We start from the raw sequence: 21,162 nt of genomic DNA, 5'->3' as shown, positions 1-21,162 counted from the left end.
GAACAGATGACCGGGGTTATCGGGGAACAGGAGAGTCAGAGCAGCCGTTATCGCCAGATAGCAGAACAGATTAAACAGGCGATCCATGCCGGTTCACTGGCACCCGACAGCCGTCTGCCCTCGGTGCGCACCCTGGCGACACAGTACAATGTCAGCCTCACCACCGCCCTGAAAACCCTGCGTACGCTGGAAGATGAGCGCTACGCCGTCGCCCGCCCGAAGTCGGGTTTTTTTGTTGCCCCACAGCGGCCCGCTTCGCGTGCGTTACCCGCCGTCAGCGAACAGCCGCGCGCCATCGCCCCGCTGGATGAGCAGACCGAACTGCATCTGGCGATGCTCGGATCAGACTGCCGGGTGCGCCTCGATCTGGCGAACGGCGACAGTGCCCTCTATCCGATCAGGCGGATTGGCCTGCTGATGCGCCAGATGGGTTACAGCAAACCCGCCCTGCTCGGTAACACGGTGAAGGGCACCGGCTATGCGCCGCTGAAAACGGAGATTGCCCGGCGCGCGGTCGATTACGGCTGCAATATCAGCGCCGACGATATTCTGATCACCAACGGCTGCATTGAGGCGATCTCGCTGTCACTGCGTGCCACCACCCAGCCAGGCGATGTGGTGGCGGTGGAGTCCCCCTGCTATTTCGTCCTGCTGCAGATGCTGCATAACCTCAATTTACGGGTGATTGAAGTGGAAGCCGGGCCGGAAGGCTATGTGAATGTGGCAACCCTCACCCGTCTGTTTCAGCGCAAAGCGGTGCGGGTCTTTCTGACGCTGTGCAACGTCAACAATCCGCTGGGAAAAAGCATTCCCAACGAGCAGAAAGCCTATATTGCGCGCCAGGCCGATGAAAACGATGTGGTGATCATTGAGGATGATATTTTTGGCGATACCGCCTTTGGTGAGCGTCGCCCTTTCCCGATGCGCGCCTTCAGCCCCAACGCAATTCTCTGCAGCGGCTTCTCGAAAACCGTGGCACCCGGCATCCGCATCGGCTGGGTCCACAGCGTCAACTACATGCGTAAGATCGCCTCGCTGAAATATACCTCCACCATGGGCACCTCGGTGCTGTCGCAGGCCGCGGTGGCGGAACTGCTGCGCAGCGGCGGCTATGATGCTCACCTGCGCAAGCTGCGGCGCGAACTGGCGCGGCAAATCAGCGAAATGCGTCAGTCGGTGCTGCGGGAATTTCCGGCCGGGACAACGGTCTCCGACCCGGAAGGGGGATATGTGCTGTGGGTCGCCATGCCGCCGCAGGCGCTGAACGTGCGCGAGCTGTTTCTGAAGGCGCGCAACGCGGGCATCGGGATTGCGCCGGGCCATATTTTTGCCACCGACCAGCGCTACGATCACTGTTTCCGGCTGAATGCCGGTTTTGGCTGGAATGCGGAAGTGGAACAGGCGATCCGACAGCTGGCGCAGTGGTGCCAGCTGTCGTTAACCGACGCGCAGGCTTAGCTGTCGCGCCAGGCGTTCTCCACCTCTTCCGCCAGAATCTGCACCGCCCGCTCGATGTTCTCCGCATCCGGCACGTAGTTCATCCGCATACACTGGTGGGTGTGCGGCCACGCCTGCTCCAGCCCCGGAAAGAAGAAGTGGCCCGGCACCATCAGCACCCCGCGCGCTTTCAGCCGCTGATAGAGCGTTTCCGTGGTGATCGGCAGATCGCGGAACCAGAGCCAGAGGAAAATCGCCCCTTCCGGCTTGTGGATCAGGCAGCGCTCTGCTGACAGATGGCGGCGCAGGATCGCAATCGTCTGCGCAACCTTCTGCTGATAAAACGGCTTAATCACCTCTTCGGAGAGCCGCAGCAGATCGCCGCGACGAATCATCTCATTGGCGATGGCCGGGCCAATACTGCCGGGGGCCAGGCTGATGATGCCGTTCATGTTGCTCAGCGCAGAGATGGTCTTCTCATCTGCGATAATGATGCCGCAGCGCGCGCCCGGCAGGCCAAGTTTCGACAGGCTCATGCAGAGAATAATGTTGGGATTCCACAGCGGACGCACTTCGCTGAAGATGATGCCGGGGAACGGCACGCCGTAGGCATTGTCGATCAGCAGCGGCACATCATGCTGCTGCGCCAGCGCATCCAGCTGGATCAGCTCCTCATCGGTGATCACGTTGCCGGTGGGGTTGGTCGGACGCGAGACGCAGATCAGCCCGACCTCATCGTTCATCGGCAGATGCTCGAAATCGACATGATATTTAAACTGTCCCTCCGGCAGCAGCTCAATGTTCGGCTTCGCCGACACAAACAGCTCCTCTTCCAGACCGGCATCCGCATAGCCGAGGTACTCAGGCGCCAGCGGAAACAGCACCCGCTTTTTGCTGCCGTCGGCGCGGCGACCGGCAAACAGGTTAAACAGATAGAAGAAGGCGCTCTGGCTGCCGTTGGTCAGCGCGATATTCTGCGCGGTAATCGGCCAGCCAAGCTGGTCGCGCAGCAGCCCGGCCAGCGACTCCAGCAGCGTCGCTTTGCCGCGCGGGCCGTCGTAATTGCACAGTGCTTCGCTGAGTTTGCCCTCCTCATGCATCTGCTGCAGCAGCTGCTGAAAGTAGTCGTTCATGGCCGGGATCTGCGCCGGATTACCGCCGCCAAGCATGATGGTGCCGGGCGTACGCAGGCCTGCGCCCATATCTTCCATCAGACGTGAAATGCCGGAATGTTGGGTAAATTTGTCGCCGAACTGAGAAAAGGACATAGCGGTTAAAAATTTGTGATTGCGAATCGGGGGTTCACCATAACGCCCGCCATCGGCGGGCGCAATGGAAAGGCGTGGCGATTATTTCAGCGCCTGAGGGTTAACGCAGTTTTTATCGACGTTTCCGCCGAGCGCGGCGATAAGATTCTCTACCGCATCCTGCATCATGCCGTAGCGGGTTTCGTGGGTGGCAGAACCGATGTGCGGCAGCGTCACCACGTTCGGCAGCGACAGCAGCGGAGAGTCGGCAGGAACCGGCTCCTGCTCAAACACATCCAGCCCGGCGGCGTGCAGTTTGCCCGCCTGCAGCGCGGCGATCAGCGCCTTCTCATCCACCACCGGCCCGCGACCGGCGTTGATCAGTACCGCATCCGGCTTCATCAGTTCCAGCTCGGCGGCCCCAATCAGATGGTGGGTTTCGTCAGTCAGCGGCAGGCTGATGCAGACAAAATCACTCTGCTGCAGCAGCTCTTTCAGTTCGCAGCGCTGCGCGCCAAAGCGCGACTGCGCCTCCTCATGCTCACGGCGCGCGTTGTAGAGGATTTTCATGCCGAAGCCAAAGTGGGCGCGCTGCGCCAGCGCCATCCCGATCCGTCCCATGCCGAGAATGCCCAGCGTTTTATGGTGTACGTCGATGCCGAACTGCGCCGGTCCGATGCTCTTCTGCCAGTGGCCCGCTTTGACCCAGGCATCCAGCTCCGGCACCCGACGTGCGGTGCTCAGCACCAGCGCCATCATGGTGTCAGCCACGGTTTCCGTCAGCACGGTCGGGGTGTGCATCAGCACCACATGACGCGCATTCAGCGCTGCCACGTCGAAATTGTCATAGCCCACCGAGACGCTGGAGCAGACGCGCAGATTAGGCATGTTCGCCAGCAGCTCGCCATTCACTTTTCCGCCCGATCCCAGCAGGCCCTCGGCCTGGCGGAACGCCGCAGCATGCTGCTGCTGGCTCTCTGGCGAAAGATTGCTCACTTCCGTCACGTCACACTGTTCAGCCAGGCGCGCATAGAGGTCGTCAGGCAGTTTTTTATAGAGAATTACAGCGGGTTTCATTCAGTGGCTCCCGATCAAACAAATAAGTAGCGGGCGGCTTGCGGGCCGCCCGGAGAAAACAGAGGCTGACGTTTACGCCCGGGTGGCCTCCGTACAGGCCCGGCAAGGCCTGTGCGAACGGTGCAGGCGTTGTGGAGCTGCACCGGGCCAGCCCGCTTCAGCGTTTACGCTTTCAGGCCGGTTTTGCGCCCCGCAGCGGCGGCGCTTTGTTCTGCGCCGGTTTCACAATCAGCGTCAGCCACACCGACACCAGCAGAGCCGAACCCATAAAGATGTAGGAGGCTGCCGGGCTGCCGGTCGCCCCATTAAGATAGCCGACGATCCATGAACCGATAAATGACCCCAGCGCACCCATACTGTTGATCAGTGCCATTGCCCCGCCCGCGACGTTGCGTGGCAGCATCTCAGGAATAATGGCGAAGAACGGTCCGTAAGGCGCATACATCGCGGCACCGGCAATCACCAGCAGGGTGTAGGAGGCCCAGAAGTTGCTTGAGCCGACCAGGTAAGAGCCAAGGAACGCCAGCGCCCCCACCAGCAGCAGCGGCCAGACAAACAGCTTACGATTCTGGGTTTTGTCCGACGCCCAGGAGACCACGACCATCGCAATGGTCGCCGCCAGATAAGGCACCGCTGACAGCCAGCCCGCTTCAACCATGCCCATCTGCGTACCGTTACGCAGAATCGACGGCAGCCACAGCACAAAGCCATACACACCGATGCTCCAGGCAAAATATTGCAGGCAGAGGATGATCACATTGCGGTTGCGGAACGCTTCACCGTAGTTACGCACCGCCTTGATGTTTTCCTGCTCTTTTTGCAGCTCAGCCTGCAGGGCCGCTTTCTCTGCATCGCTCATCCAGCGCGCCTGAGACGGCTTATCCTGCACCAGGAACCACCAGGCAATCGCCCAGATGACCGCGGGAATCCCTTCAATGATAAACATCTCACGCCAGCCGAAGGATTCGATCAGATAGCCCGATACCACCGACATCCAGAGCACCGTGACCGGGTTCCCCAGGATCAGGAAGGTATTGGCGCGCGAACGTTCCGATTTGGTAAACCAGTTGCTGATGTAAATCAGCATGGCCGGCATCACCGCTGCTTCCACCACGCCCAGCACAAAGCGAATCGCTGCCAGCATCGGAATGTTGCTGACCACACCGGTCAGCGATGCACAGCCACCCCACAGGATCAGGCAGCCGAAAATCAGTTTCTTCACGCTGCGGCGTTCGGCATAGATTGCGCCCGGGATCTGGAAAAAGAAGTATCCCAGGAAGAACAGCGCGCCCAGCAGCGAGGACATGCCTTTGGTGATGCCAAGATCGTCATTAATCCCGGCGGCAGAGGCGAAGCTAAAGTTTGCACGATCGAGATACGCCAGGCTGTAGGTGATAAACACGATGGGCATGATGAACCACCAGCGTTTTGGCGCGATTGTCTGCTTTTTCATCGGGAACTCCTGTGTCTGTAGAGGGGCGCGTGAACTACTCGTCGCCCAGTTGCTGACGCGTCGGCAGACCTTCGCTGTCACCAATGACCTGAATCGCCATCGAACCAATTTTATTGCCGCGGCGAATCGCCTGCGGCAGCGTCTGACCTTCCAGCAGGGCGCTGATCACGCCAACGGCAAAACCGTCACCGGCCCCTACGGTGTCGACCACGTTGTCGACTTTTATCGCCGCCACCTGTCCCTGTTCACCCTGTGCGGTTTTATACCAGGCGCCGTCACAACCAGTTTTAATCACGACCGCTTTCACACCCTTATCGAGATAGAAATCTGCAATCGCTTCCGGCTGACGGTAGCCGGTCAGGATCAGCCCCTCTTTTTCGCCTGGCAGTACCCAGTCGGCATACTCCGCCAGCAGATTGAGCTGCTTACGCATCTCCTCTTCACTGCGCCACAGCACCGGCCGCAGATTCGGATCAAACGAAATGGTTTTCCCGCGCGCGCGCATCTCTTTGGCCGTGTGCTTCAGCAGTTCCAGTGAACTCTCTGAGAGCGCTGCCGCCACCCCGCTGAGGTGCAGATGGCGAGCCGAGCCAAAGTAGTCCGCGTCAAAATCGTCAACCGACAGATGGCTGGCCGCCGAGCCTTTACGGAAATACTCGACCAGCGGGTCAGAGCCATCATCGACTTTGGATTTCAGCTGGAAACCGGTGGGATAACGGTTATCGACCGTGACCCGGGCGTGGTCAATACCCTCTTTTTTCAGCTGCTGGCAGATAAAGCGACCAAAAGCGTCATCGCCAACCCGGCTGACCCAGCCCACTTTCAGGCCAAGACGCGCCAGGCCGGTCGCGACATTGAGTTCTGCGCCTGCTGCGCGTTTAACAAAGGTCTCTGCGGCGGCGAGATCGCCGGTTTCACGGGCGACAAACATCGCCATCGCTTCGCCGATGGTGACCACATCAAGCGGACCGTTGTGATATTGGGTGTGATGACTCATTTTTACTCCTTACACATTGCGCAGCAGCGACACATAGTGGCGCGTCACCGCAATCAGATCGTCGCCTTCCAGCGGAAATTCAATACCGCGCGGCACCGAGCCGGGCAGCTGTTGCAGCAGGTCACGCCAGCCAGCGTCCGCCTCATCCAGCGCAATTGCCCGGAAACTCTCCTGATGCGGAACGGCGGCTTTGACGTGCACATAGCCGACCTGCGCGGCCAGCTGCTGCGCGGCCTGGAAGGCGTTTTCGCCGGTCCAGCACCAGTTCCCCATGTCGAAGGTCATCGTGATCGGTAGCCCGGCTTCCCTGATCGCCGTGAAAAACGCGACGGAGGGTGCGAGTTTGCCCTGTTCGGTCTGATCGTTTTCCACCGTCAGTTCACACGGCAGTGCTGCCAGATGCGCCTGCAGCGTTTCACGGTGAAGTGCACCGGTGAAATGTCCCAGCGCGACTTTCAGCCGCTGCGCATTTAACTGGCGTGCTTCTTCAACGTAGTGGGTTATGCGCGGATTGATTTCGCCGCCGTCACAAAACAGCGTATCGGGCACCGAATAGCTGGCCTGAAGCTGATGCTGTGCCACCGCCTGCGCCAGTGCGGGCAGATCGGCCAGCGCCGCGTCATCAAGCAGTTCGCGGCGGATTTCGACGCCATCAGCACCAGCCTGCTGAATGATCGGCAGCAGCGAAGTCTGGCCGCCGAGTGCGGCGATCTGCGCATGGCCATAAGCGGCGGTCACCACAATGATGTCAGGTTTCATGTTCTGCTCCATGGCAGGTTTTTGCGCGTAGCGGATACAAAAACCCTAAATGGAACCGGTTCCAAAGCAAAGCAGCAAACTGTGAAACTATGATCGTGCTCACGAAGCGAGCACGAAGAGAGGTCTGAGGCTTACAAACGCAGGATTGTACGCTAAGTGCATTTCAGTCAGATCCGCTGAATGAAAAAAGTGAAGATTTTTATCATGTTAAGAGGGATCCGGATAGCTATGAAGTCATCGTCACTGAAAAGCGTTAGCGGGATTAATGCAAAAACGGATCGGAAAAAACAAAAACCGTCATTTTATGATGCTGTTAAATTTAATTCCTTTATTTCCATCCTATTATTGCTCAGCGTCATTTATAGTCGGTAATAAGATAGCAAACGGAGGTTTTGCAGATGAAATGGATTTTAATAACACTATTACTTGCTTCAGGATTAACAACGGTTTCAGCCCAACCCGATCAGGACATAGAAAAGGAACTCTCCACTGCCACTCTATTTTCGATGGGCTTCAATGGATTTATTGCGAAGGAAATGCCGCAACAACTGATATATGGAAAAGCTTTAAAAGATAACAACTCTGTAAAGATATTTGAAAGTGTGATGGAATCTGCAACCGCCACACCTGAAGGTAAAGCCTGGGCGGCATGCGGTCTTTGGCAGAAAAAAGAGATAGACAAAATAAAAGTAAGAAAAGAATATAATAATCTGCCCGTAACGCTATTAACGGGCGACATCCTCAGGCAGGAATCCTTAGAAAAGGTTATCGAAAATATACGACTACACGGATGCAAATTAAGGAGATCGGAATGAGAAACATAGATAAGTCAGAAGCCGAACGCGTTGCTGGCTCCGTGAATATGAGTGATTCAGGCGAGCCAGAAAAAAACTTTATTATCTTCGGGGAAGCCCGGATGAATGGTTTGATAATATAAAAGTTTTCTCGACGCCAGGCCCAGGCCCTCTCAGCGTGTGTGCTGTTAATTTAACTCTCTCCGGCCTGCCTTTGTAAGCCAGTAAGAAGCCTGTCCTGAGCAGGCTTCTTTCGTCCCTTTCGACAATACCTTAACGACACACTCTCTGATTTGCCCGCTCAGCCCGAAGTAAGAACAAACCTGAACCTCAGGGAAGCGGCTGGCTGGAGCCGCGAACGATCAGCTCGCCGGAGAACACCTGTTCGGCAACCGGCAGGTCACTGCCATCAATACGGGCAATCAGTCGCTCCAGCGCGCTGAAGCCAATCTGCCAGGTCGGCTGTTTCAGCGTGGTAATCCCGACACCGGCCAGCGCCGCCCACTCCAGCTCATCGAAACCGAGCAGGCCGATATCGCGGCCCCACTGCAGGTTGAGTCGCTGCAGCGATCGCGCCACCTGCAGCGTCAGCGCCCCGTTGGCGACCATCACCGCACAGCGTTTGCCCGCATGCTGCTGATGAAATGCCAGCAGCGCCGCGTCGAGCGCATCGGGCTGATGCAGCACCACTTCCACATTCTGATGCTCAACCTGCGGATGCGCCGCCAGCAGATGGCGGAACGCCTGCAGACGCTCGCGGCGCGTATTGACACTGCCCAGCGGTTCACTGAGAAACATCAATACCTCATAGCCATTGTCGACCAGATGGCGCGTAGCGGTTTCGGCGGCTTCGGCGTTGTTCAGGCCCACCACATCGCAGGGAAAATCGGGGATTTTGCGGTCAATCAGCACCATCGGCAGCAGGGACTGCTGCAGATGATTCAGCACCTCTTCGCGCATCCCGACCGCATTAACCACGATGCCTTCAACCTGATAACTGCTCAGCAGCTGGAGGTAGTGCTGCTCCAGATCCACTTCGTTGTTGGTATTACACATCAGCAGCGTAAAGCCCTGCTCACGACAGGCGGCTTCAATGCCACTCATGACATCGACGGAATAGGGGTTAGTGATATCGGCGATAATCAGCCCAATCAGGCGCGTACGCCCGCGTTTCAGACCGCGTGCCATCTGGCTCGGACGATAGCTGAGGTCCGCTATCGCCTGTTCAATCCGCGCTTTCAGATCGGCGGAGAGCAGATGTAGTTCACCGTTCAGATAACGTGAAACGCTGGTTTTACCGGTCCGAGCCGCGTGAGCAACATCGCTGATGGTGGCGCGAGGCGGCCTGGTTTTCATGAGATATCCTGCAAAATTATAAATTCGGCAGAGACTAGCACAAGCGCAGCCCGGAGCAAAAAGCGCTACGCCGGTAATTGCAGCCAGGGCTGCCACAGGGTTTGTAACGTCTCCGGCGGCGCCCCCTCGATCAGCCGGACAATCATCTCCGCCACCTGCTCTCCAGCCTGATGTGGCGTTGCCTGACGAATCGCGACAATGGGATGATCGAGAATCGCATCCCCCGGTAATCCCTCCCAGCCTGCCAGCAGGATGGCATCCTCACCCCCTGCGCGTCCGGCCTGATGCAGCGCCACAGCCGCGCCTTCCGCCAGCGCACCACAGTCGGTGATGATCACCTCCGGTATCGGCCCCTCTGCCAGCCACTGCCGGGTCTGCTGATAGCCGGCACGGCGCGTCGGTGCCACTGCCGCCATCGCATAAGGCGCGAGATCACCCAGCGCCATCAGATAGCCCTGACGCCGGTCGCGCGCGCGGCTGCTGTTCTCCTCACTGCCAAGCCAGGCGATCCGCCGCCGTCCCTGTGCCAGCGACCACTCCACCGCCAGCTGCGAACCGGCAAGGTGGTCAACATCAAACCAGGCATAGGTGGCGGGCAGATCGCTGCGACCCAGCGTCAGAAAGCGAAAATCGGTCTGCAGCAGCGCATGAAGCCGACAGTCATCTGGCCGGGTGTGGCCGATAATCAGGGCATCAACAGCCCCGCTGCGCAACAGGCGGGTGAGCGCCGGAGGGTTCTGCTGCTTATCTGTCAGCAGCAGCAGGTTAATATCATAACCGCCCAAGTGATGCTCGAGTGCCAGTAACATATCGCTGAAATCGCTGCCACTCAGAGGCGAAGCTCCCGGCGGACAGACCAGGCCCACCGCGTTAGCGCGACCGGTTTTCAGCCGTCTGGCCGCCGCATTAGGCCGGTAGCCGCGCCGTTGCGCCTCCGCTTCGATGCGTTTACGCGTCTCCTGAGCGACATCCTGGTAACCATTGAGGGCGCGGCTGACGGTGGTGACAGAGAGACCTAAAACCGCCGCGATGGCTTTAAGAGACATAGGGGAATTTCCACTGATCAATTTTTGATCAGGCTACCATAAAGCCTCTGCTGGCTCTATCCACAGAACGCTTTCTGGTGCTTTTAACGTGAGACTTTCCAGAAAAAAGGGCGCCCCCGAGAGGGGGCGACCACGGCTAGCCCAGCGGGGTGAGTGTGATCTCAACACGACGGTTTTGCGCTTTGCCGGCTTCGGTGCTGTTGGTGGCAACCGGGTTATCCGGGCCTGCACCCTGCGTACGCAGGCGATCGCTGGCCACGCCCTGCACGATCAGCGCGCTGGCGACACTTTCAGCACGCTGCTGAGAGAGACGCATATTCAGCGCACGGGTGCCGGTGCTGTCGGTGTAACCCACGACGTTTACCGCCGTTTTTGGATACTCTTTCAGCACCATTGCAACACCGGTCAGGGTGTTTGCGCCTGCGGGTTTCAGATTGCTGCTGCTGGAGTCGAAGGTGACATTGTTGGGCATGTTCAGGACGATGTTATCGCCATTACGGGTCACGCTGACGCCAGTGCCGCGCATCTTGTCACGCAGTTTCGCTTCCTGCACGTCCATGTAGTAGCCCACGCCACCGCCCAGTGCCGCGCCGCTTGCGGCACCAATCAGGGCACCTTTACGGCGATCTTTCTTCGACGATGAAAGCACGCCGACACCGGCACCCACTAATGCGCCCAGGCCCGCGCCTACGCCTGACTTACCCGCCTGTGATTCACCGGTGTAAGGATTGGTGGTGCAGCCAGGCAGGGCCAGGCTGCCGCTCAGTAACAGGGTGATCGCGATTAATTTCTTCTGCATTTTTGTTCCCTTACAGTCGAGACACTGGGGAAAACCTTCCCCATAAGTGGCACGATTATGCCGCCTGTGGAACAGGGATGTATGAGGAAAAATCCTGATTTATGGAGAATCAGCGGGTAATGGCATCAGGATGGCAGAAACAGTTGCTCTGATGATCGTTTATCAGCCCGCAGGCCTGCATAAAGGAATAGCAGATTGTCGGGCCGATGAATTTAAAACCACGCTGCTTTAACGCCTTTGAGAGCGCAATGGCCTGCTCTGACGTGGTGGGGGCCAGGCTGTAGTCGGGGTAATGGTGAACGATTTGCACGTTATCGACAAATTGCCAGACGAACTGGCTGAAATCCTCACCTTTCGCCTCCATTTCCAGGTAAGCGCGGGCATTCGCGATAATGGCGGCGATTTTGCCGGGATGGCGGATAATGCCGCTGTTCAGCAGCAACCGGTCGATCGCTGGCGCGTCCATCTGCGCAATCGCCTGCGGATCAAACTGGTGAAACGCCGCGCGATAATGTTCCCGCTTTTTCAGCACGGTGATCCAGGAGAGTCCCGCCTGCTGTCCTTCCAGACAGAGCATCTCAAACAGCGCACGCTTGTCTCTCTGCGCCACCCCCCATTCCCTGTCGTGATAAGCCAGATAGAGGGGATCCTGTGTTACCCAACCACATCGTTGCATCGCTTTGTTCCTTTTAACGAGAATATTTTAGCGGTCCGCTTGATCTTAAAATTAATCGGTTGATAGTTAAACGATCAGCGGTTAAATAACAGAGACAGCGCGAATTTTAATTACGACGCCGGATAATAACTTCAGCCCTGCCTGGAGAAGAGATGTCGCCGAAAAGCGGTTGGAAAGGTCTGAGAACCTGCTGTGCTGCATGGCTGTTAATCTTAATGGCACCGGCTTTTGCCCGGAGCGGCCTCTCTGCGCCGCCGCACGCCGACTTTCTGCCGGACTACGACACGATACTGGCAGAGAAGATCGCGCTGACGCCCCTCACCTTCAGTGACGAAAACCGCGCCCTGTTTGAAGCCGCCATTAACTCTCCCACCGCCTCACCCATCGCGCTGCACAGTGAAACCGGCAGCGCAGGCACCACCCCGCTGGGAAAACGCTACCGGGCTGGCGTGGAGATGCCTGTTGCGCCGTCGCTCACCACCGGGCCGGTGGCGCAGTATGCCGTCGATCCGCAACCCATAAACTGTCTGCAATGTGACTACAGCGATCAGCAGAGTCGCGAGCAGAGTGCCAGCGTCGGCTGGCGCATCGATTCGCAGCAGGGATGGATATCGCCCTGGGCGCAGCTCAGCTATCGCTATCTGCTGGCGGAGACGCCCCAGACTCCCCGCCGCGAGGCGACGAACGGCCCGGATCAGAGTGAGGGCATCGATCTGAGTATCGGGGCGCAGCTGCCGCTGAACGACAATCTGGCGGCTTTCGCCTCATTTTCACAAAACGAAGCGCTGAATAATCAGGAACAGCAACTTTACAGCTTCGGCTTCAGCGCCAGCTTCTGAGCGGGGCATAAAAAGAGAAAGGCGGTCGGGCGTTTAAAATATAATGAGCCTGCTAATCATTATACTGGTAACACTATGCGCAACGATCTCACTCTTATTGGCCGCGAAATCGCGGTTTTTCTGCTGGCAGCGCTGTTTCTTGCCCTCACCATCGTTCCTGTCTACATCGACGTCGCCTGGATGAACGACGCACTGCATGAGACCTCATTCACCGAAACCACTCAGGAAGTGATGCTGGCGACCATCGCCGCACTCTTTTTTATCGCGGCCCGACGCCGTCCCGATCAGCGCGGCGCGCTGACTCTGGTCGCCGGTTTTTACGCCTGTATGCTGATCCGTGAACTCGACTTCGTGTTTGATGCCATTCAGCATGGCAGCTGGGTCTGGTTTGCGCTGGCCGTCACCGCGGGCTCACTGGCCGTCGCGCTGCGCACGCCGAAAAAAAGCGTGCATGCGCTGGCTGCCCTGGTGCAGCACCGCAGCTGGCCGGTCATGGCCTCCGGCTTTTTAGTGGTGCTGGTCTTCTCCCGACTGTTTGGTGTGCATGTGCTGTGGCAACACCTGATGCTGGGGGATTACAACCGGGTGGTGAAAAACATGGCCGAAGAGGGGACTGAGCTGCTGGGATACAGTCTGTGCTGGCTCGCCTCGGTTCGCTATGTATGGCAGACCCGCCCCGCCGCTGCCGCCCTTACCGTGCGCGCACCGGAATCTGTACCGGCCCGCCATGCCACGTCGCCGGTGACCTCACACTGACCCGCACTCCTGCTTTTTAAGCGATCCCCTCCGTTAAAAAAGGTACAATAACCCCTTCTGCGCCGGCGACAGGTTCCCGGCGCAAGGTGTTCGTTAACCTCAGGTCTTTTCATGTCAGCTAAAATCTTAACTTCAACGCTCATTGGCCTGGATGCCTTCCGACAGGATCCGCTGACTGCCCTGCAGCAGGCGGAAAAGGGCACGCTGGCGGTGTTAGATAACTATGCGCCGGTGATGTATGCCATCACCCCGGCGCGTCTGGCCGAGCTGCTGGCGCTGGAAGCTGCCGCCCGGCAACCGAATGATGTGGCGCTGGATGACAGCCTGTATGACGATGCGCCCGCCGCGATCCACACACCGGCCGGGAAGTTCGCCATGTATCCGGGCTGGCAGCCGGATGCCGACTTTACGCGCCAGGCCGCGATCTGGGGCGTGGCGCTGGCTGAAGCCGTCACGCCGGGCGAGCTGGCGGCCTTTGTCGCCTACTGGCAGGCGGAAGGCCGGATGTTCCATCATGTCCAGTGGCAGCAGAAACTGGCGCGCAGCATCCAGATGAACCGCGCCGCAAATGGCGGGCAACCGAAGCGTGATATCACCCAGTTGCCCGATCCTGACCGTACCATTCCCGATGGTTTCCGAGGTGAATGATGAAAACGCCAAACGATCTCTTTAGCCGTCTGAAAAAAATGATGCCTGAAGGCACCCGCCCCAAATTTGCCAATGGCCAGGAGCTGCTGGCGTGGAATCAGGAGCAGGGTCGCCTGCGCTCAGAGGCGATAGTACGCGAGAACCGCGCCATGAAAATGCAGCGCGTGATGGGCCGTTCCGGTATTCGCGAACTGCATATCAACTGCTCGTTTGATAATTACCGGGTTGAGAATGAGGGCCAGCGTAAGGCGCTGGAGCTGGCACGGCAGTATGCCGCAGAATTTGACGGCAGCATCGCCAGCTTTGTCTTTTCAGGACGTCCCGGCACCGGTAAGAACCATCTGGCTGCGGCGATCGGCAATGACCTGATCTTGCGCGGCAAAAGCGTGCTGATCGTGACGGTCGCCGACCTGATGTCAAGCATGAAGGGCACCTTCAGCGGCAGCAGCGGCATTACCGAAGAGCGGCTGATTCAGGATCTGAGCAGTGTTGACCTGCTGGTGATCGATGAGATCGGTATGCAGAGCGAATCGCGCTATGAAAAAGTGATTATCAACCAGATCGTCGATCGCCGCTCCTCCTCCAAACGCCCGACCGGCATGTTATCGAACCTCGACCATGCCGGTATGAATGCCCTGCTGGGCGAGCGCGTGATGGATCGTATGCGGCTTGGCAACAGCCTGTGGGTGCGGTTTGACTGGGAAAGTTACCGCAGCCGGGTGCGCGGCGACGAATATTAATTCCTCCGCGCGCTGGCGCCTCTGTCCGCTGGTGCGGCTCTCCCCATGGCCGCACCGCTGCCCTCTCGTTCCCTCCCTCTTATCCGAAACGCGCACCGTTTCGCTTACCCGCCCGCCTGCTGCCGATTGTTATCCCTGATAACGAGGTTGTGTGAAACAGCACACAAAAGTGTCAGATCAACGTTTCTCACGGGCTGATACACTGAAATCTGTCTCCTCTGTTGGGTGGATCCGTGATGAAAACAAACGGCAAAGGCCCTGCACTCCTGCGACTGAACAATCAGAAACGGGTAATGGCCCGGTTACGTAAACTGCGCGTCACGTCGCGTCAGGATCTGGCGGAGGCACTGGAACTCAGTAAGAACACCGTCTCACTCATCATTGATGACCTGCTGGATCAGGGGCTGATTGAGGAGCTGGGACCGGTCAGCGTGGCGGCCGCCGGACGGCCTAAAATCGGCATCGCCCTGCGGCCGGAAAAGCTCAAGAGCGCGGGCATTATGGTGGAACGCAACGTCATCCACTGGCGGGTCTGCGACTACTTTTCGCAGGTGCTGGCGGAACAGACGCTGCGCACCGATACCAGTAACCCGACCCGCCTGCTGGCGGAGCTGGCGATGCTCTGCCGGGAACTGACAGAGCGCTATCCCGATCTGCTTGGCTTCGGCCTTGGCTTTCCCGGCATCGTCGATCCCCGCCGGGGCTGGATGCATCTCTCCCTGCCGCTTGAATGGCAGGATGTTGACCTGCTGAGCACGCTGCGCAGACACGTTCGCCTGCCCATCCGCATCATGAACAATGTCAAAGCGGCGGCGCTGCTGGCCGTCGAGCAGCACGGACTCTCCGTGGAGAGCGGGCATTTTTATCTGCGGATTGCCGAGGGCATCGGCGGCGCACTGATCCAGCATGGCGACGTCTTTACCGGGCACAGCTGGACCGCGGGTGAAGCGGGACATCTGATCGTTCAGCCCGGCGGACCACGCTGCAGCTGTGGCCGGCGCGGCTGTCTGGAGGCGCTGGTCAGCAAACCTGCCGTGAATCAGCTGCTGGCGCAGCATCAGCCTGGCCTGAGCTGGCAGAACCGCGACAGCGCGCCACGCGTGGTGGATACGGTGATGACCCAGGCGGGGGGCTATCTCGGTGCGGCGCTGAGTCAGATCATGCTGCTGCTGAATCCCGCCACCATCATCATTGATTGCCCGTGGAGCGCCAGCGAGCTTTTCTGCAAAGCGGTGCGCGACACGGCGCAGGGCAACGCCTTCGCCTTTACCGCCACGCACACCCAGCTGCACTTCCCCGCGACCCGGATTGATCCGGCGAACGGGCTGGCGCTGGCGGTGCTGGAGCAGAGTGAGCAGCGGGTGTGAGGCCGCAGAGACTCTCCCCTACAACACATTCTCCCCGTGATGCTGTCGGTACTCCTTCGGGGTGGTGTCGTAGCTTTTGCGGAAGACCGAATAGAAATATTGCAACGAGGGATAGCCGCACATCTGTGAGATCTCATTGATGTTAAGCGAGGAAGACGCGAGCAGTTCGCGCGCTTTTTCCAGCTTTTCGCGGTGGATCATTGCATGAATGGTGTCGCCGGTTTCATCCCGGAAGCGTTTTTCCAGATTGGAGCGTGACAGCCCGACCGCATCCAGCACCTGCTCCACCTTGATCCCCTTGCAGGCATTAAAGCGGATGTAGTGCATCGCCTGAATTACCGCCGGGTCACGCAGCGAGCGGAAGTCGGTCGAGCGGCGGGCGATCACTTTTACCGGCGGCACCAGAATGCGCTGAAGCGGCAGGGGCTGCTTATCCAGCAGCCGGTGCAGCAGCTTGGCCGCCTGATAGCCCATCTGCCGCGAGCCCTGCGCCACGGAAGAGAGCGCCACGCGCGACAGATAGCGGGTCAGCTCCTCATTATCAATCCCGATCACCGTAAGCTTCTCCGGCACCGGAATTTTCAGGTGTTCGCACGCCTGCAGCAGGTGCCGCGCCCGTGAGTCGGTGACGGCGATAATCCCGGTTTGCGGCGGCAGCGTCTGCAGCCAGTCGGCGAGCCGGTTCTGGGCGTGCTGCCAGTTGGCAGGCGCGGTTTCCATTCCCTGATAGACCACGCCCTGATAGCGCTCGCGCCCCACCAGCTGGCGAAACGCCTGTTCCCGCTCCTGCGCCCAGCGCTTGCCGCTGGAGGCCGGTAATCCATAAAAGGCAAAGCGGTTGATCCCCTTCTCTTTCAGGTGCAGAAAGGCTTTCTCTACCAGCGCGGCGTTGTCAGTGGCGATGTAGTGCACCGGCGGATAATCTTGCGGCCGGTGGTAGGAGCCTCCGACGCCCACTATCGGCACGGAGACATTCGACAGCAGGGTTTCGATGGAGCGATCGTCGTAATCGGCGATCACCCCATCTCCCAGCCATTCGCGGATGTTGTCGATGCGGCAGCGGAAATCTTCTTCGATGAAGATATCCCAGTCAGTCTGCGATGCCTGCAGATACTCCCCGACCCCCTCCACAACCTGGCGGTCATATACTTTGTTGGCGTTAAACAGCAGGGTAATGCGATAGCGTTTGTCATGCATGGTGGCGCGTTCCCTTAAATGCTCAGCGCATTGCATAGCACGGCTGACAGGGGCAAAAAAATTGTTTGCGCCACAATGTGATCGTCCGCGCGATTACACCCGACGCCGCGTGGCCGTATCCATCCACACCGCCAGCAGCAGAATCGCCCCTTTGACGATGTACTGCCAGAAGGTCGGCACATCCATCATGCTCATGCCGTTATCCAGCGATGCCATGATAAAGGCACCCATCACCGCCCCCGCCACGGAACCGACACCCCCGGCCAGGCTGGTGCCGCCGATGACACAGGCGGCGATCGCGTCGAGTTCCGCGATGTTACCCGCCGACGGCGAGCCTGCGCCCAGCCGCGAACTGAGGATCAGCCCGGCAATCGCCACCATCACGCCGTTGATGGCAAACACCGCCAGCTTGGTGCGCGCCACGTTAATGCCCGAGAGGCGCGCAGCATCGATATTGCCGCCGATGGCGTAGATACGACGGCCAAAGGCGGTGCGGGTAGCCATAAACATGCCCGCCAGCAACAGCATGACCAGCAGCAATACCGGCGTCGGCACGCCGCGATAGTCATTGAGTAACCAGATGGCCCCCAGCACCAGAATCGCGGTGATCGCCTGACGGCCCACCGTGCCGCTGGCCGCGCCCTGCGGCAGCCCGAGCTGCTGACGGCGCAGCCGCAGACGCCACTGCCACAGCATAAACAGCGCCAGACCGACAAAGCCAAAGCCGAAACCGACGCCATCCGGCAGATAGCTCTGACCAATCTGCGACATTCCCGGCGTAATTGGTGCCACCGTGGTGCCGTCGGTAATCCCGACCAGGATGCCGCGGAACGCCAGCATCCCCGCCAGCGTGACGATAAACGACGGCACTTTGCGGTAGGCCACCCACCAGCCATTCCAGGTGCCGAGCAGCAGCCCCATCACCAGCGTCACCACGATAGTCAGCGGCAGCGGCCAGCCAAGCCAGACGTCGAATATCGCCGCGGCCCCGCCGAGCAGGCCCATCATCGAACCCACCGACAGGTCGATCTCCGCCGAGATAATCACGAACACCATGCCGACGGCCAGGATGCCGGTGATGGCGGTCTGACGCAGCAGGTTAGAGACGTTACGCGCACTGAGCCATGCGCCATCGGTGGTCCAGGTAAAGAACAGCGCAATCACGACAATCGCGCCCAGCATTACCAGCACCTGCAGGTCAGGCAGCGTGAACCTGCCCGGTGACGGTTTGCCCGGCGTGCCGGAGAGGCGGCTTTGGGTACTTTCACTTTTAAGCATAATGTTCACTCCGCAGGGCAGCTTCCATCACCTGCTCCTGAGTCAGGTTATCGTTAACTAAATCGGCTTTGATCTGCCCTTCATGCATCACCAGCACCCGATCGCTCAGGCCCAGCACTTCCGGCAGCTCAGACGAAATCACAATGACGGCGATCCCCTGCTGAACCAGCGCATTGATCAGCAGATAGATCTCCTGACGCGCGCCCACATCGATGCCGCGCGTCGGCTCATCCAGAATCAGGATTTTCGGGTTCAGCAGCAGGCATTTCGCCAGAATGGCTTTCTGCTGATTGCCGCCGCTTAACCGGCCAATCGGCAGTTCTGACGAGGAGGTTTTGACCCGCAGCCGGCCGATCGCGTCGTTGATGGCCTGCTGCTCCTGCGCTTCATCCAGGGTCGAGAGCCGGTGACTGAACTGATCCAGCGCCGCCAGGGTAATATTTTTGCCCACCGCCATCAGCGGCACGATGCCATCCTTTTTGCGATCTTCCGGCACCATCGCGATGCCGTGCGCAATCGCGGCGCGGCAGTCGGTGATGCTGACCTGCTGACCATTGATCCAGATGTCGCCCTGCCAGCGGCCCGGCCAGACACCAAACAGACACTGCACCGTTTCGGTTCGGCCCGCGCCCACCAGCCCGGCGATGCCGAGGATTTCACCGCGTCGCAGCGTAAAAGAGACGTTGTTGACGCGGCGGATATGGCGGTTGACGGGATGCCAGGCGGTGAGGTTTTCCACCTTCAGCACCGGGTCGCCGATCTCATGCGGTGCATGAGGATAGAGCGCGGTCAGCTCGCGGCCGACCATCATGGTGATGATGTCATCTTCGCTCATGCCCGCCGCCGGACGGGTGGCAATGTGCTGACCGTCGCGGATGACGCAGATGGTGTCGGAGATCGCCTTCACCTCATTCAGCTTGTGCGAAATGTAGATACAGGCGATGCCGTGTTCACGCAGATTGCGGATGATACCGAGCAGCACCTCCGTCTCCTGCTCGGTCAGGGAGGAGGTCGGCTCATCCAGAATCAGCAGCCGGACCTGTTTGTTAAGGGCGCGGGCAATCTCCACCAGCTGCTGCTGGCCCAGACCTAACTCTCCCACGCGGGTGGCAGGAGAGACGTTAAGCCCGACCCGCGCCAGCAGCTGCTGGCAGCGCAGGGTCATGGTTTCATCATCCACCATGCCGAACCGGCTCAGTTCGGCACCGAGGAAGATGTTCTCCATCACCGTCAGTTGCCGCACCAGCGCCAGCTCCTGATGAATGATCACGATGCCTTTACGCTCGGTATCGCGAATCGTCTGTGCCTGAATTTCGTCGCCAGAGAAGTGGATCTGCCCCTCGAAATCGCCGTGCGGATAGAGTCCGCACAGGATTTTCATCAGGGTCGATTTGCCTGAACCATTCTCACCGCACAGCGACATCACTTCGCCCGCCTCCAGGTGCAGGCTGACATCATTCAGCGCTTTCACGGCACCGAAACGCTTGGTGATGTTTTTCATTTCCAGCAGCATCGACTGTTCTCCCTCACGCTTTGCGCGGTCAGAGTTCGCTCTGTTTGTGGAAACCGTCTTTCACCACGGTGCTTTCGATATTGTCTTTGTTAACCGGAATCGGCTTCAGCAGCCGCGACGGCACATCTTTCAGGCCGTTGTTCAGCGTGCTGTTGCTGGCGGGTGTTTTGCCATCGCCCAGCTCGACCGCGATTTTCGCCGCTTCGGTCGCCAGCTCGGTGATCGGCTTGTAAACGGTCATGGTCTGGGTGCCCGCTTTGATGCGCTTAATCGCCGCCAGATCGGCATCCTGGCCGGAGATGGCCACTTTCCCTGCCAGTCCCTGCGCGCTCAGCGCCTGAATCGCTCCCCCGGCGGTGGCATCGTTGGAGGCGACCACCGCATCGATATGGTTACCATTGGCGGTCAGGGCATTTTCCATAATCTTCAGCGCATTTTCCGGCAGCCAGGCATCGACCCACTGATCGCCAACAATTTTGATGCTGCCGTTATCGATATAGGGTTTTAACACTTTCATCTGTCCGGCGCGGAACAGGCGGGCATTATTATCCACCGGCGATCCGCCCATTAAAAAATAGTTGCCCTTAGGCACCTGTTTCACAATGCTTTCGGCCTGCAGCTCACCCACTTTTTCATTATCAAAAGAGATATAAAAATCGATATCGGCATTATTTATCATGCGATCATAGGCCAGCACTTTAATGCCTTCCCGCTTCGCTTCTGCGACGACGTTACTCAGCACCTGACCGTTGTAAGGAATAATGACCAGCACATCAACACCGCGATTGATCATATTTTCAATCTGCGACATCTGGGTTTCTTCATTGCCGTTCGCAGACTGAACAAACACCTGAGCGCCCTGCGACTCGGCCTGTTTTACAAAGATATCGCGATCTTTCTGCCAGCGCTCCAGGCGCAAATCATCAATTGCCATGCCGATCTTCACTTCTTTCGCCAGGCTGGTCTGGCTGAACAGCGCCAGCGCCGCACAGGCAGCAAACAGTGCATGTTTCATCTTCATTGTGATCATCCTGTAGGTTGAGGCTATTTTCGTTTCAGGCCGATAAACCAGGCGGATGAATTGTTGCCCTTATTTCTGAATGACAGCAATTACTGATTTTTATCCGGCTATTACGTTTTTTGGTTTATTTGTTTTTTTATGAGCGCGATCGGATTTTCATCC

21 protein-coding genes are annotated in these 21,162 nt (G+C 58.6%); 8 read left to right on the top strand and 13 right to left on the bottom strand.

Annotated features, from left to right (window positions below; all coding sequences use genetic code 11):
• Positions 1 to 6: 6 nt before the first annotated feature.
• The gene (locus HFD97_RS12600) at positions 7 to 1,458 is read left to right on the top strand and encodes a PLP-dependent aminotransferase family protein (protein ID WP_150029950.1); all 1,452 of its coding nucleotides are present in this window, start codon (positions 7 to 9) and stop codon (positions 1,456 to 1,458) included.
• Here the strand turns inward: HFD97_RS12600 and HFD97_RS12595 are convergent.
• From HFD97_RS12595 to HFD97_RS12575, 5 genes are all read right to left on the bottom strand, one after another.
• Positions 1,455 to 2,705, bottom strand: coding sequence for a valine--pyruvate transaminase (locus HFD97_RS12595; protein ID WP_167429512.1), 1,251 nt, complete (start codon positions 2,703 to 2,705; stop codon positions 1,455 to 1,457). The two genes, HFD97_RS12600 and HFD97_RS12595, sit on opposite strands and share 4 nt — an antisense overlap.
• A gap of 81 nt (positions 2,706 to 2,786) precedes the next feature.
• Positions 2,787 to 3,761 carry a glyoxylate/hydroxypyruvate reductase GhrB gene (gene ghrB, locus HFD97_RS12590; protein WP_009088261.1) on the bottom strand — a complete coding sequence of 325 codons (975 nt, stop codon included), beginning with the start codon at positions 3,759 to 3,761 and terminating at the stop codon, positions 2,787 to 2,789.
• Between the two features lie 172 nt (positions 3,762 to 3,933).
• The gene (locus HFD97_RS12585) at positions 3,934 to 5,214 is read right to left on the bottom strand and encodes an MFS transporter (protein WP_009088258.1); all 1,281 of its coding nucleotides are present in this window, start codon (positions 5,212 to 5,214) and stop codon (positions 3,934 to 3,936) included.
• Between the two features lie 34 nt (positions 5,215 to 5,248).
• Positions 5,249 to 6,211 (bottom strand): sugar kinase, encoded by a 963-nt coding sequence (locus HFD97_RS12580; RefSeq protein ID WP_046100903.1) that lies wholly within the window; start codon positions 6,209 to 6,211, stop codon positions 5,249 to 5,251.
• A gap of 9 nt (positions 6,212 to 6,220) precedes the next feature.
• A complete protein-coding gene (locus HFD97_RS12575) occupies positions 6,221 to 6,970 on the bottom strand; it encodes a sugar phosphate isomerase/epimerase (protein ID WP_150029953.1) in 750 nt (249 codons plus the stop codon).
• A 398-nt stretch (positions 6,971 to 7,368) separates the two neighbouring features.
• Between HFD97_RS12575 and mchS3 the strand changes: the two genes are divergently transcribed.
• Both mchS3 and HFD97_RS22380 read left to right on the top strand, forming a co-directional pair.
• Positions 7,369 to 7,785 carry an MchS3 family protein gene (gene mchS3, locus HFD97_RS12570; RefSeq protein ID WP_150029954.1) on the top strand — a complete coding sequence of 139 codons (417 nt, stop codon included), beginning with the start codon at positions 7,369 to 7,371 and terminating at the stop codon, positions 7,783 to 7,785.
• Entirely contained in the window at positions 7,782 to 7,907 is a 126-nt protein-coding gene (locus tag HFD97_RS22380) for a hypothetical protein (RefSeq protein ID WP_255461651.1), read from the top strand. The genes mchS3 and HFD97_RS22380 overlap by 4 nt, the downstream gene beginning before the upstream one ends.
• A 187-nt stretch (positions 7,908 to 8,094) precedes the next feature.
• Here the strand turns inward: HFD97_RS22380 and HFD97_RS12565 are convergent, their stop codons facing one another.
• The 4 genes from HFD97_RS12565 to HFD97_RS12550 all read right to left on the bottom strand — a co-directional run bounded on the left by HFD97_RS12565 (position 8,095) and on the right by HFD97_RS12550 (position 11,641).
• Positions 8,095 to 9,120 carry a LacI family DNA-binding transcriptional regulator gene (locus HFD97_RS12565; protein WP_058957185.1) on the bottom strand — a complete coding sequence of 342 codons (1,026 nt, stop codon included), beginning with the start codon at positions 9,118 to 9,120 and terminating at the stop codon, positions 8,095 to 8,097.
• A gap of 65 nt (positions 9,121 to 9,185) precedes the next feature.
• Positions 9,186 to 10,166: a LacI family DNA-binding transcriptional regulator gene (locus HFD97_RS12560; RefSeq protein ID WP_150029955.1), complete on the bottom strand. Its 981-nt coding sequence runs from the start codon at positions 10,164 to 10,166 to the stop codon at positions 9,186 to 9,188.
• A 136-nt stretch (positions 10,167 to 10,302) separates the two neighbouring features.
• The gene (locus HFD97_RS12555) at positions 10,303 to 10,965 is read right to left on the bottom strand and encodes an OmpA family lipoprotein (RefSeq protein WP_009088249.1); all 663 of its coding nucleotides are present in this window, start codon (positions 10,963 to 10,965) and stop codon (positions 10,303 to 10,305) included.
• Positions 10,966 to 11,074: 109 nt separating this feature from the next.
• On the bottom strand, positions 11,075 to 11,641 hold the full coding sequence (locus tag HFD97_RS12550; RefSeq protein ID WP_167432062.1) for a DNA-3-methyladenine glycosylase I: 567 nt from the start codon (positions 11,639 to 11,641) through the stop codon (positions 11,075 to 11,077).
• 152 nt (positions 11,642 to 11,793) lie between these two features.
• Here HFD97_RS12550 and HFD97_RS12545 point away from each other — a divergent pair, with 152 nt between their 5' ends.
• The 5 genes from HFD97_RS12545 (at position 11,794) to HFD97_RS12525 (ending at position 15,991) form a co-directional block, all read left to right on the top strand.
• A complete protein-coding gene (locus HFD97_RS12545; protein ID WP_140029601.1) occupies positions 11,794 to 12,480 on the top strand; it encodes an autotransporter in 687 nt (228 codons plus the stop codon).
• Between the two features lie 75 nt (positions 12,481 to 12,555).
• Positions 12,556 to 13,236 (top strand): hypothetical protein, encoded by a 681-nt coding sequence (locus HFD97_RS12540; protein ID WP_167432063.1) that lies wholly within the window; start codon positions 12,556 to 12,558, stop codon positions 13,234 to 13,236.
• 111 nt (positions 13,237 to 13,347) lie between these two features.
• Positions 13,348 to 13,884: a primosomal protein DnaT gene (dnaT, locus tag HFD97_RS12535; protein WP_009088241.1), complete on the top strand. Its 537-nt coding sequence runs from the start codon at positions 13,348 to 13,350 to the stop codon at positions 13,882 to 13,884.
• Positions 13,884 to 14,624: a DNA replication protein DnaC gene (gene dnaC / locus HFD97_RS12530; RefSeq protein WP_009088239.1), complete on the top strand. Its 741-nt coding sequence runs from the start codon at positions 13,884 to 13,886 to the stop codon at positions 14,622 to 14,624. The genes dnaT and dnaC overlap by 1 nt, the downstream gene beginning before the upstream one ends.
• 236 nt (positions 14,625 to 14,860) lie before the next feature.
• Positions 14,861 to 15,991: an ROK family transcriptional regulator gene (locus tag HFD97_RS12525; protein ID WP_009088238.1), complete on the top strand. Its 1,131-nt coding sequence runs from the start codon at positions 14,861 to 14,863 to the stop codon at positions 15,989 to 15,991.
• 18 nt (positions 15,992 to 16,009) lie between these two features.
• Here HFD97_RS12525 and xylR read toward each other — a convergent pair whose 3' ends face one another.
• The 4 genes from xylR to xylF all read right to left on the bottom strand — a co-directional run bounded on the left by xylR (position 16,010) and on the right by xylF (position 21,000).
• Positions 16,010 to 17,188 carry a D-xylose utilization transcriptional activator XylR gene (xylR, locus tag HFD97_RS12520; RefSeq protein WP_009088236.1) on the bottom strand — a complete coding sequence of 393 codons (1,179 nt, stop codon included), beginning with the start codon at positions 17,186 to 17,188 and terminating at the stop codon, positions 16,010 to 16,012.
• 93 nt (positions 17,189 to 17,281) lie between these two features.
• Complete coding sequence (xylH, locus tag HFD97_RS12515; RefSeq protein ID WP_009088234.1) at positions 17,282 to 18,466, bottom strand: xylose ABC transporter permease XylH; 1,185 nt, start codon at positions 18,464 to 18,466, stop codon at positions 17,282 to 17,284.
• The gene (locus HFD97_RS12510; RefSeq protein ID WP_046100894.1) at positions 18,459 to 19,979 is read right to left on the bottom strand and encodes a xylose ABC transporter ATP-binding protein; all 1,521 of its coding nucleotides are present in this window, start codon (positions 19,977 to 19,979) and stop codon (positions 18,459 to 18,461) included. Before HFD97_RS12510 ends, xylH begins: the two co-directional genes overlap by 8 nt.
• A gap of 28 nt (positions 19,980 to 20,007) precedes the next feature.
• On the bottom strand, positions 20,008 to 21,000 hold the full coding sequence (xylF, locus tag HFD97_RS12505) for a D-xylose ABC transporter substrate-binding protein (RefSeq protein WP_009088231.1): 993 nt from the start codon (positions 20,998 to 21,000) through the stop codon (positions 20,008 to 20,010).
• Positions 21,001 to 21,162 lie beyond the last annotated feature (162 nt).

Origin of the sequence: Pantoea sp. EKM103V (assembly GCF_011800365.1) — a bacterium.
In the GTDB taxonomy this organism is placed as follows: Bacteria; Pseudomonadota; Gammaproteobacteria; order Enterobacterales; family Enterobacteriaceae; genus Pantoea; species Pantoea anthophila.
Note: the sequence above shows the minus strand (reverse complement) of the source record. Positions and strands in the feature narration are given on the sequence as shown.

Excerpts from the sequence above, each read along its gene's own strand:
- HFD97_RS12600 (WP_150029950.1), top strand. The coding sequence starts at position 7 with ATGACCGGGGTTATCGGGGAACAGGAGAGTCAGAGCAGCCGTTATCGC.
- HFD97_RS12595 (WP_167429512.1), bottom strand. The coding sequence starts at position 2,705 with ATGTCCTTTTCTCAGTTCGGCGACAAATTTACCCAACATTCCGGCATT.
- ghrB (WP_009088261.1), bottom strand. The coding sequence starts at position 3,761 with ATGAAACCCGCTGTAATTCTCTATAAAAAACTGCCTGACGACCTCTAT.
- HFD97_RS12585 (WP_009088258.1), bottom strand. The coding sequence starts at position 5,214 with ATGAAAAAGCAGACAATCGCGCCAAAACGCTGGTGGTTCATCATGCCC.
- HFD97_RS12580 (WP_046100903.1), bottom strand. The coding sequence starts at position 6,211 with ATGAGTCATCACACCCAATATCACAACGGTCCGCTTGATGTGGTCACC.
- HFD97_RS12575 (WP_150029953.1), bottom strand. The coding sequence starts at position 6,970 with ATGAAACCTGACATCATTGTGGTGACCGCCGCTTATGGCCATGCGCAG.
- mchS3 (WP_150029954.1), top strand. The coding sequence starts at position 7,369 with ATGAAATGGATTTTAATAACACTATTACTTGCTTCAGGATTAACAACG.
- HFD97_RS22380 (WP_255461651.1), top strand. The coding sequence starts at position 7,782 with ATGAGAAACATAGATAAGTCAGAAGCCGAACGCGTTGCTGGCTCCGTG.
- HFD97_RS12565 (WP_058957185.1), bottom strand. The coding sequence starts at position 9,120 with ATGAAAACCAGGCCGCCTCGCGCCACCATCAGCGATGTTGCTCACGCG.
- HFD97_RS12560 (WP_150029955.1), bottom strand. The coding sequence starts at position 10,166 with ATGTCTCTTAAAGCCATCGCGGCGGTTTTAGGTCTCTCTGTCACCACC.
- HFD97_RS12555 (WP_009088249.1), bottom strand. The coding sequence starts at position 10,965 with ATGCAGAAGAAATTAATCGCGATCACCCTGTTACTGAGCGGCAGCCTG.
- HFD97_RS12550 (WP_167432062.1), bottom strand. The coding sequence starts at position 11,641 with ATGCAACGATGTGGTTGGGTAACACAGGATCCCCTCTATCTGGCTTAT.
- HFD97_RS12545 (WP_140029601.1), top strand. The coding sequence starts at position 11,794 with ATGTCGCCGAAAAGCGGTTGGAAAGGTCTGAGAACCTGCTGTGCTGCA.
- HFD97_RS12540 (WP_167432063.1), top strand. The coding sequence starts at position 12,556 with ATGCGCAACGATCTCACTCTTATTGGCCGCGAAATCGCGGTTTTTCTG.
- dnaT (WP_009088241.1), top strand. The coding sequence starts at position 13,348 with ATGTCAGCTAAAATCTTAACTTCAACGCTCATTGGCCTGGATGCCTTC.
- dnaC (WP_009088239.1), top strand. The coding sequence starts at position 13,884 with ATGAAAACGCCAAACGATCTCTTTAGCCGTCTGAAAAAAATGATGCCT.
- HFD97_RS12525 (WP_009088238.1), top strand. The coding sequence starts at position 14,861 with ATGAAAACAAACGGCAAAGGCCCTGCACTCCTGCGACTGAACAATCAG.
- xylR (WP_009088236.1), bottom strand. The coding sequence starts at position 17,188 with ATGCATGACAAACGCTATCGCATTACCCTGCTGTTTAACGCCAACAAA.
- xylH (WP_009088234.1), bottom strand. The coding sequence starts at position 18,466 with ATGCTTAAAAGTGAAAGTACCCAAAGCCGCCTCTCCGGCACGCCGGGC.
- HFD97_RS12510 (WP_046100894.1), bottom strand. The coding sequence starts at position 19,979 with ATGCTGCTGGAAATGAAAAACATCACCAAGCGTTTCGGTGCCGTGAAA.
- xylF (WP_009088231.1), bottom strand. The coding sequence starts at position 21,000 with ATGAAGATGAAACATGCACTGTTTGCTGCCTGTGCGGCGCTGGCGCTG.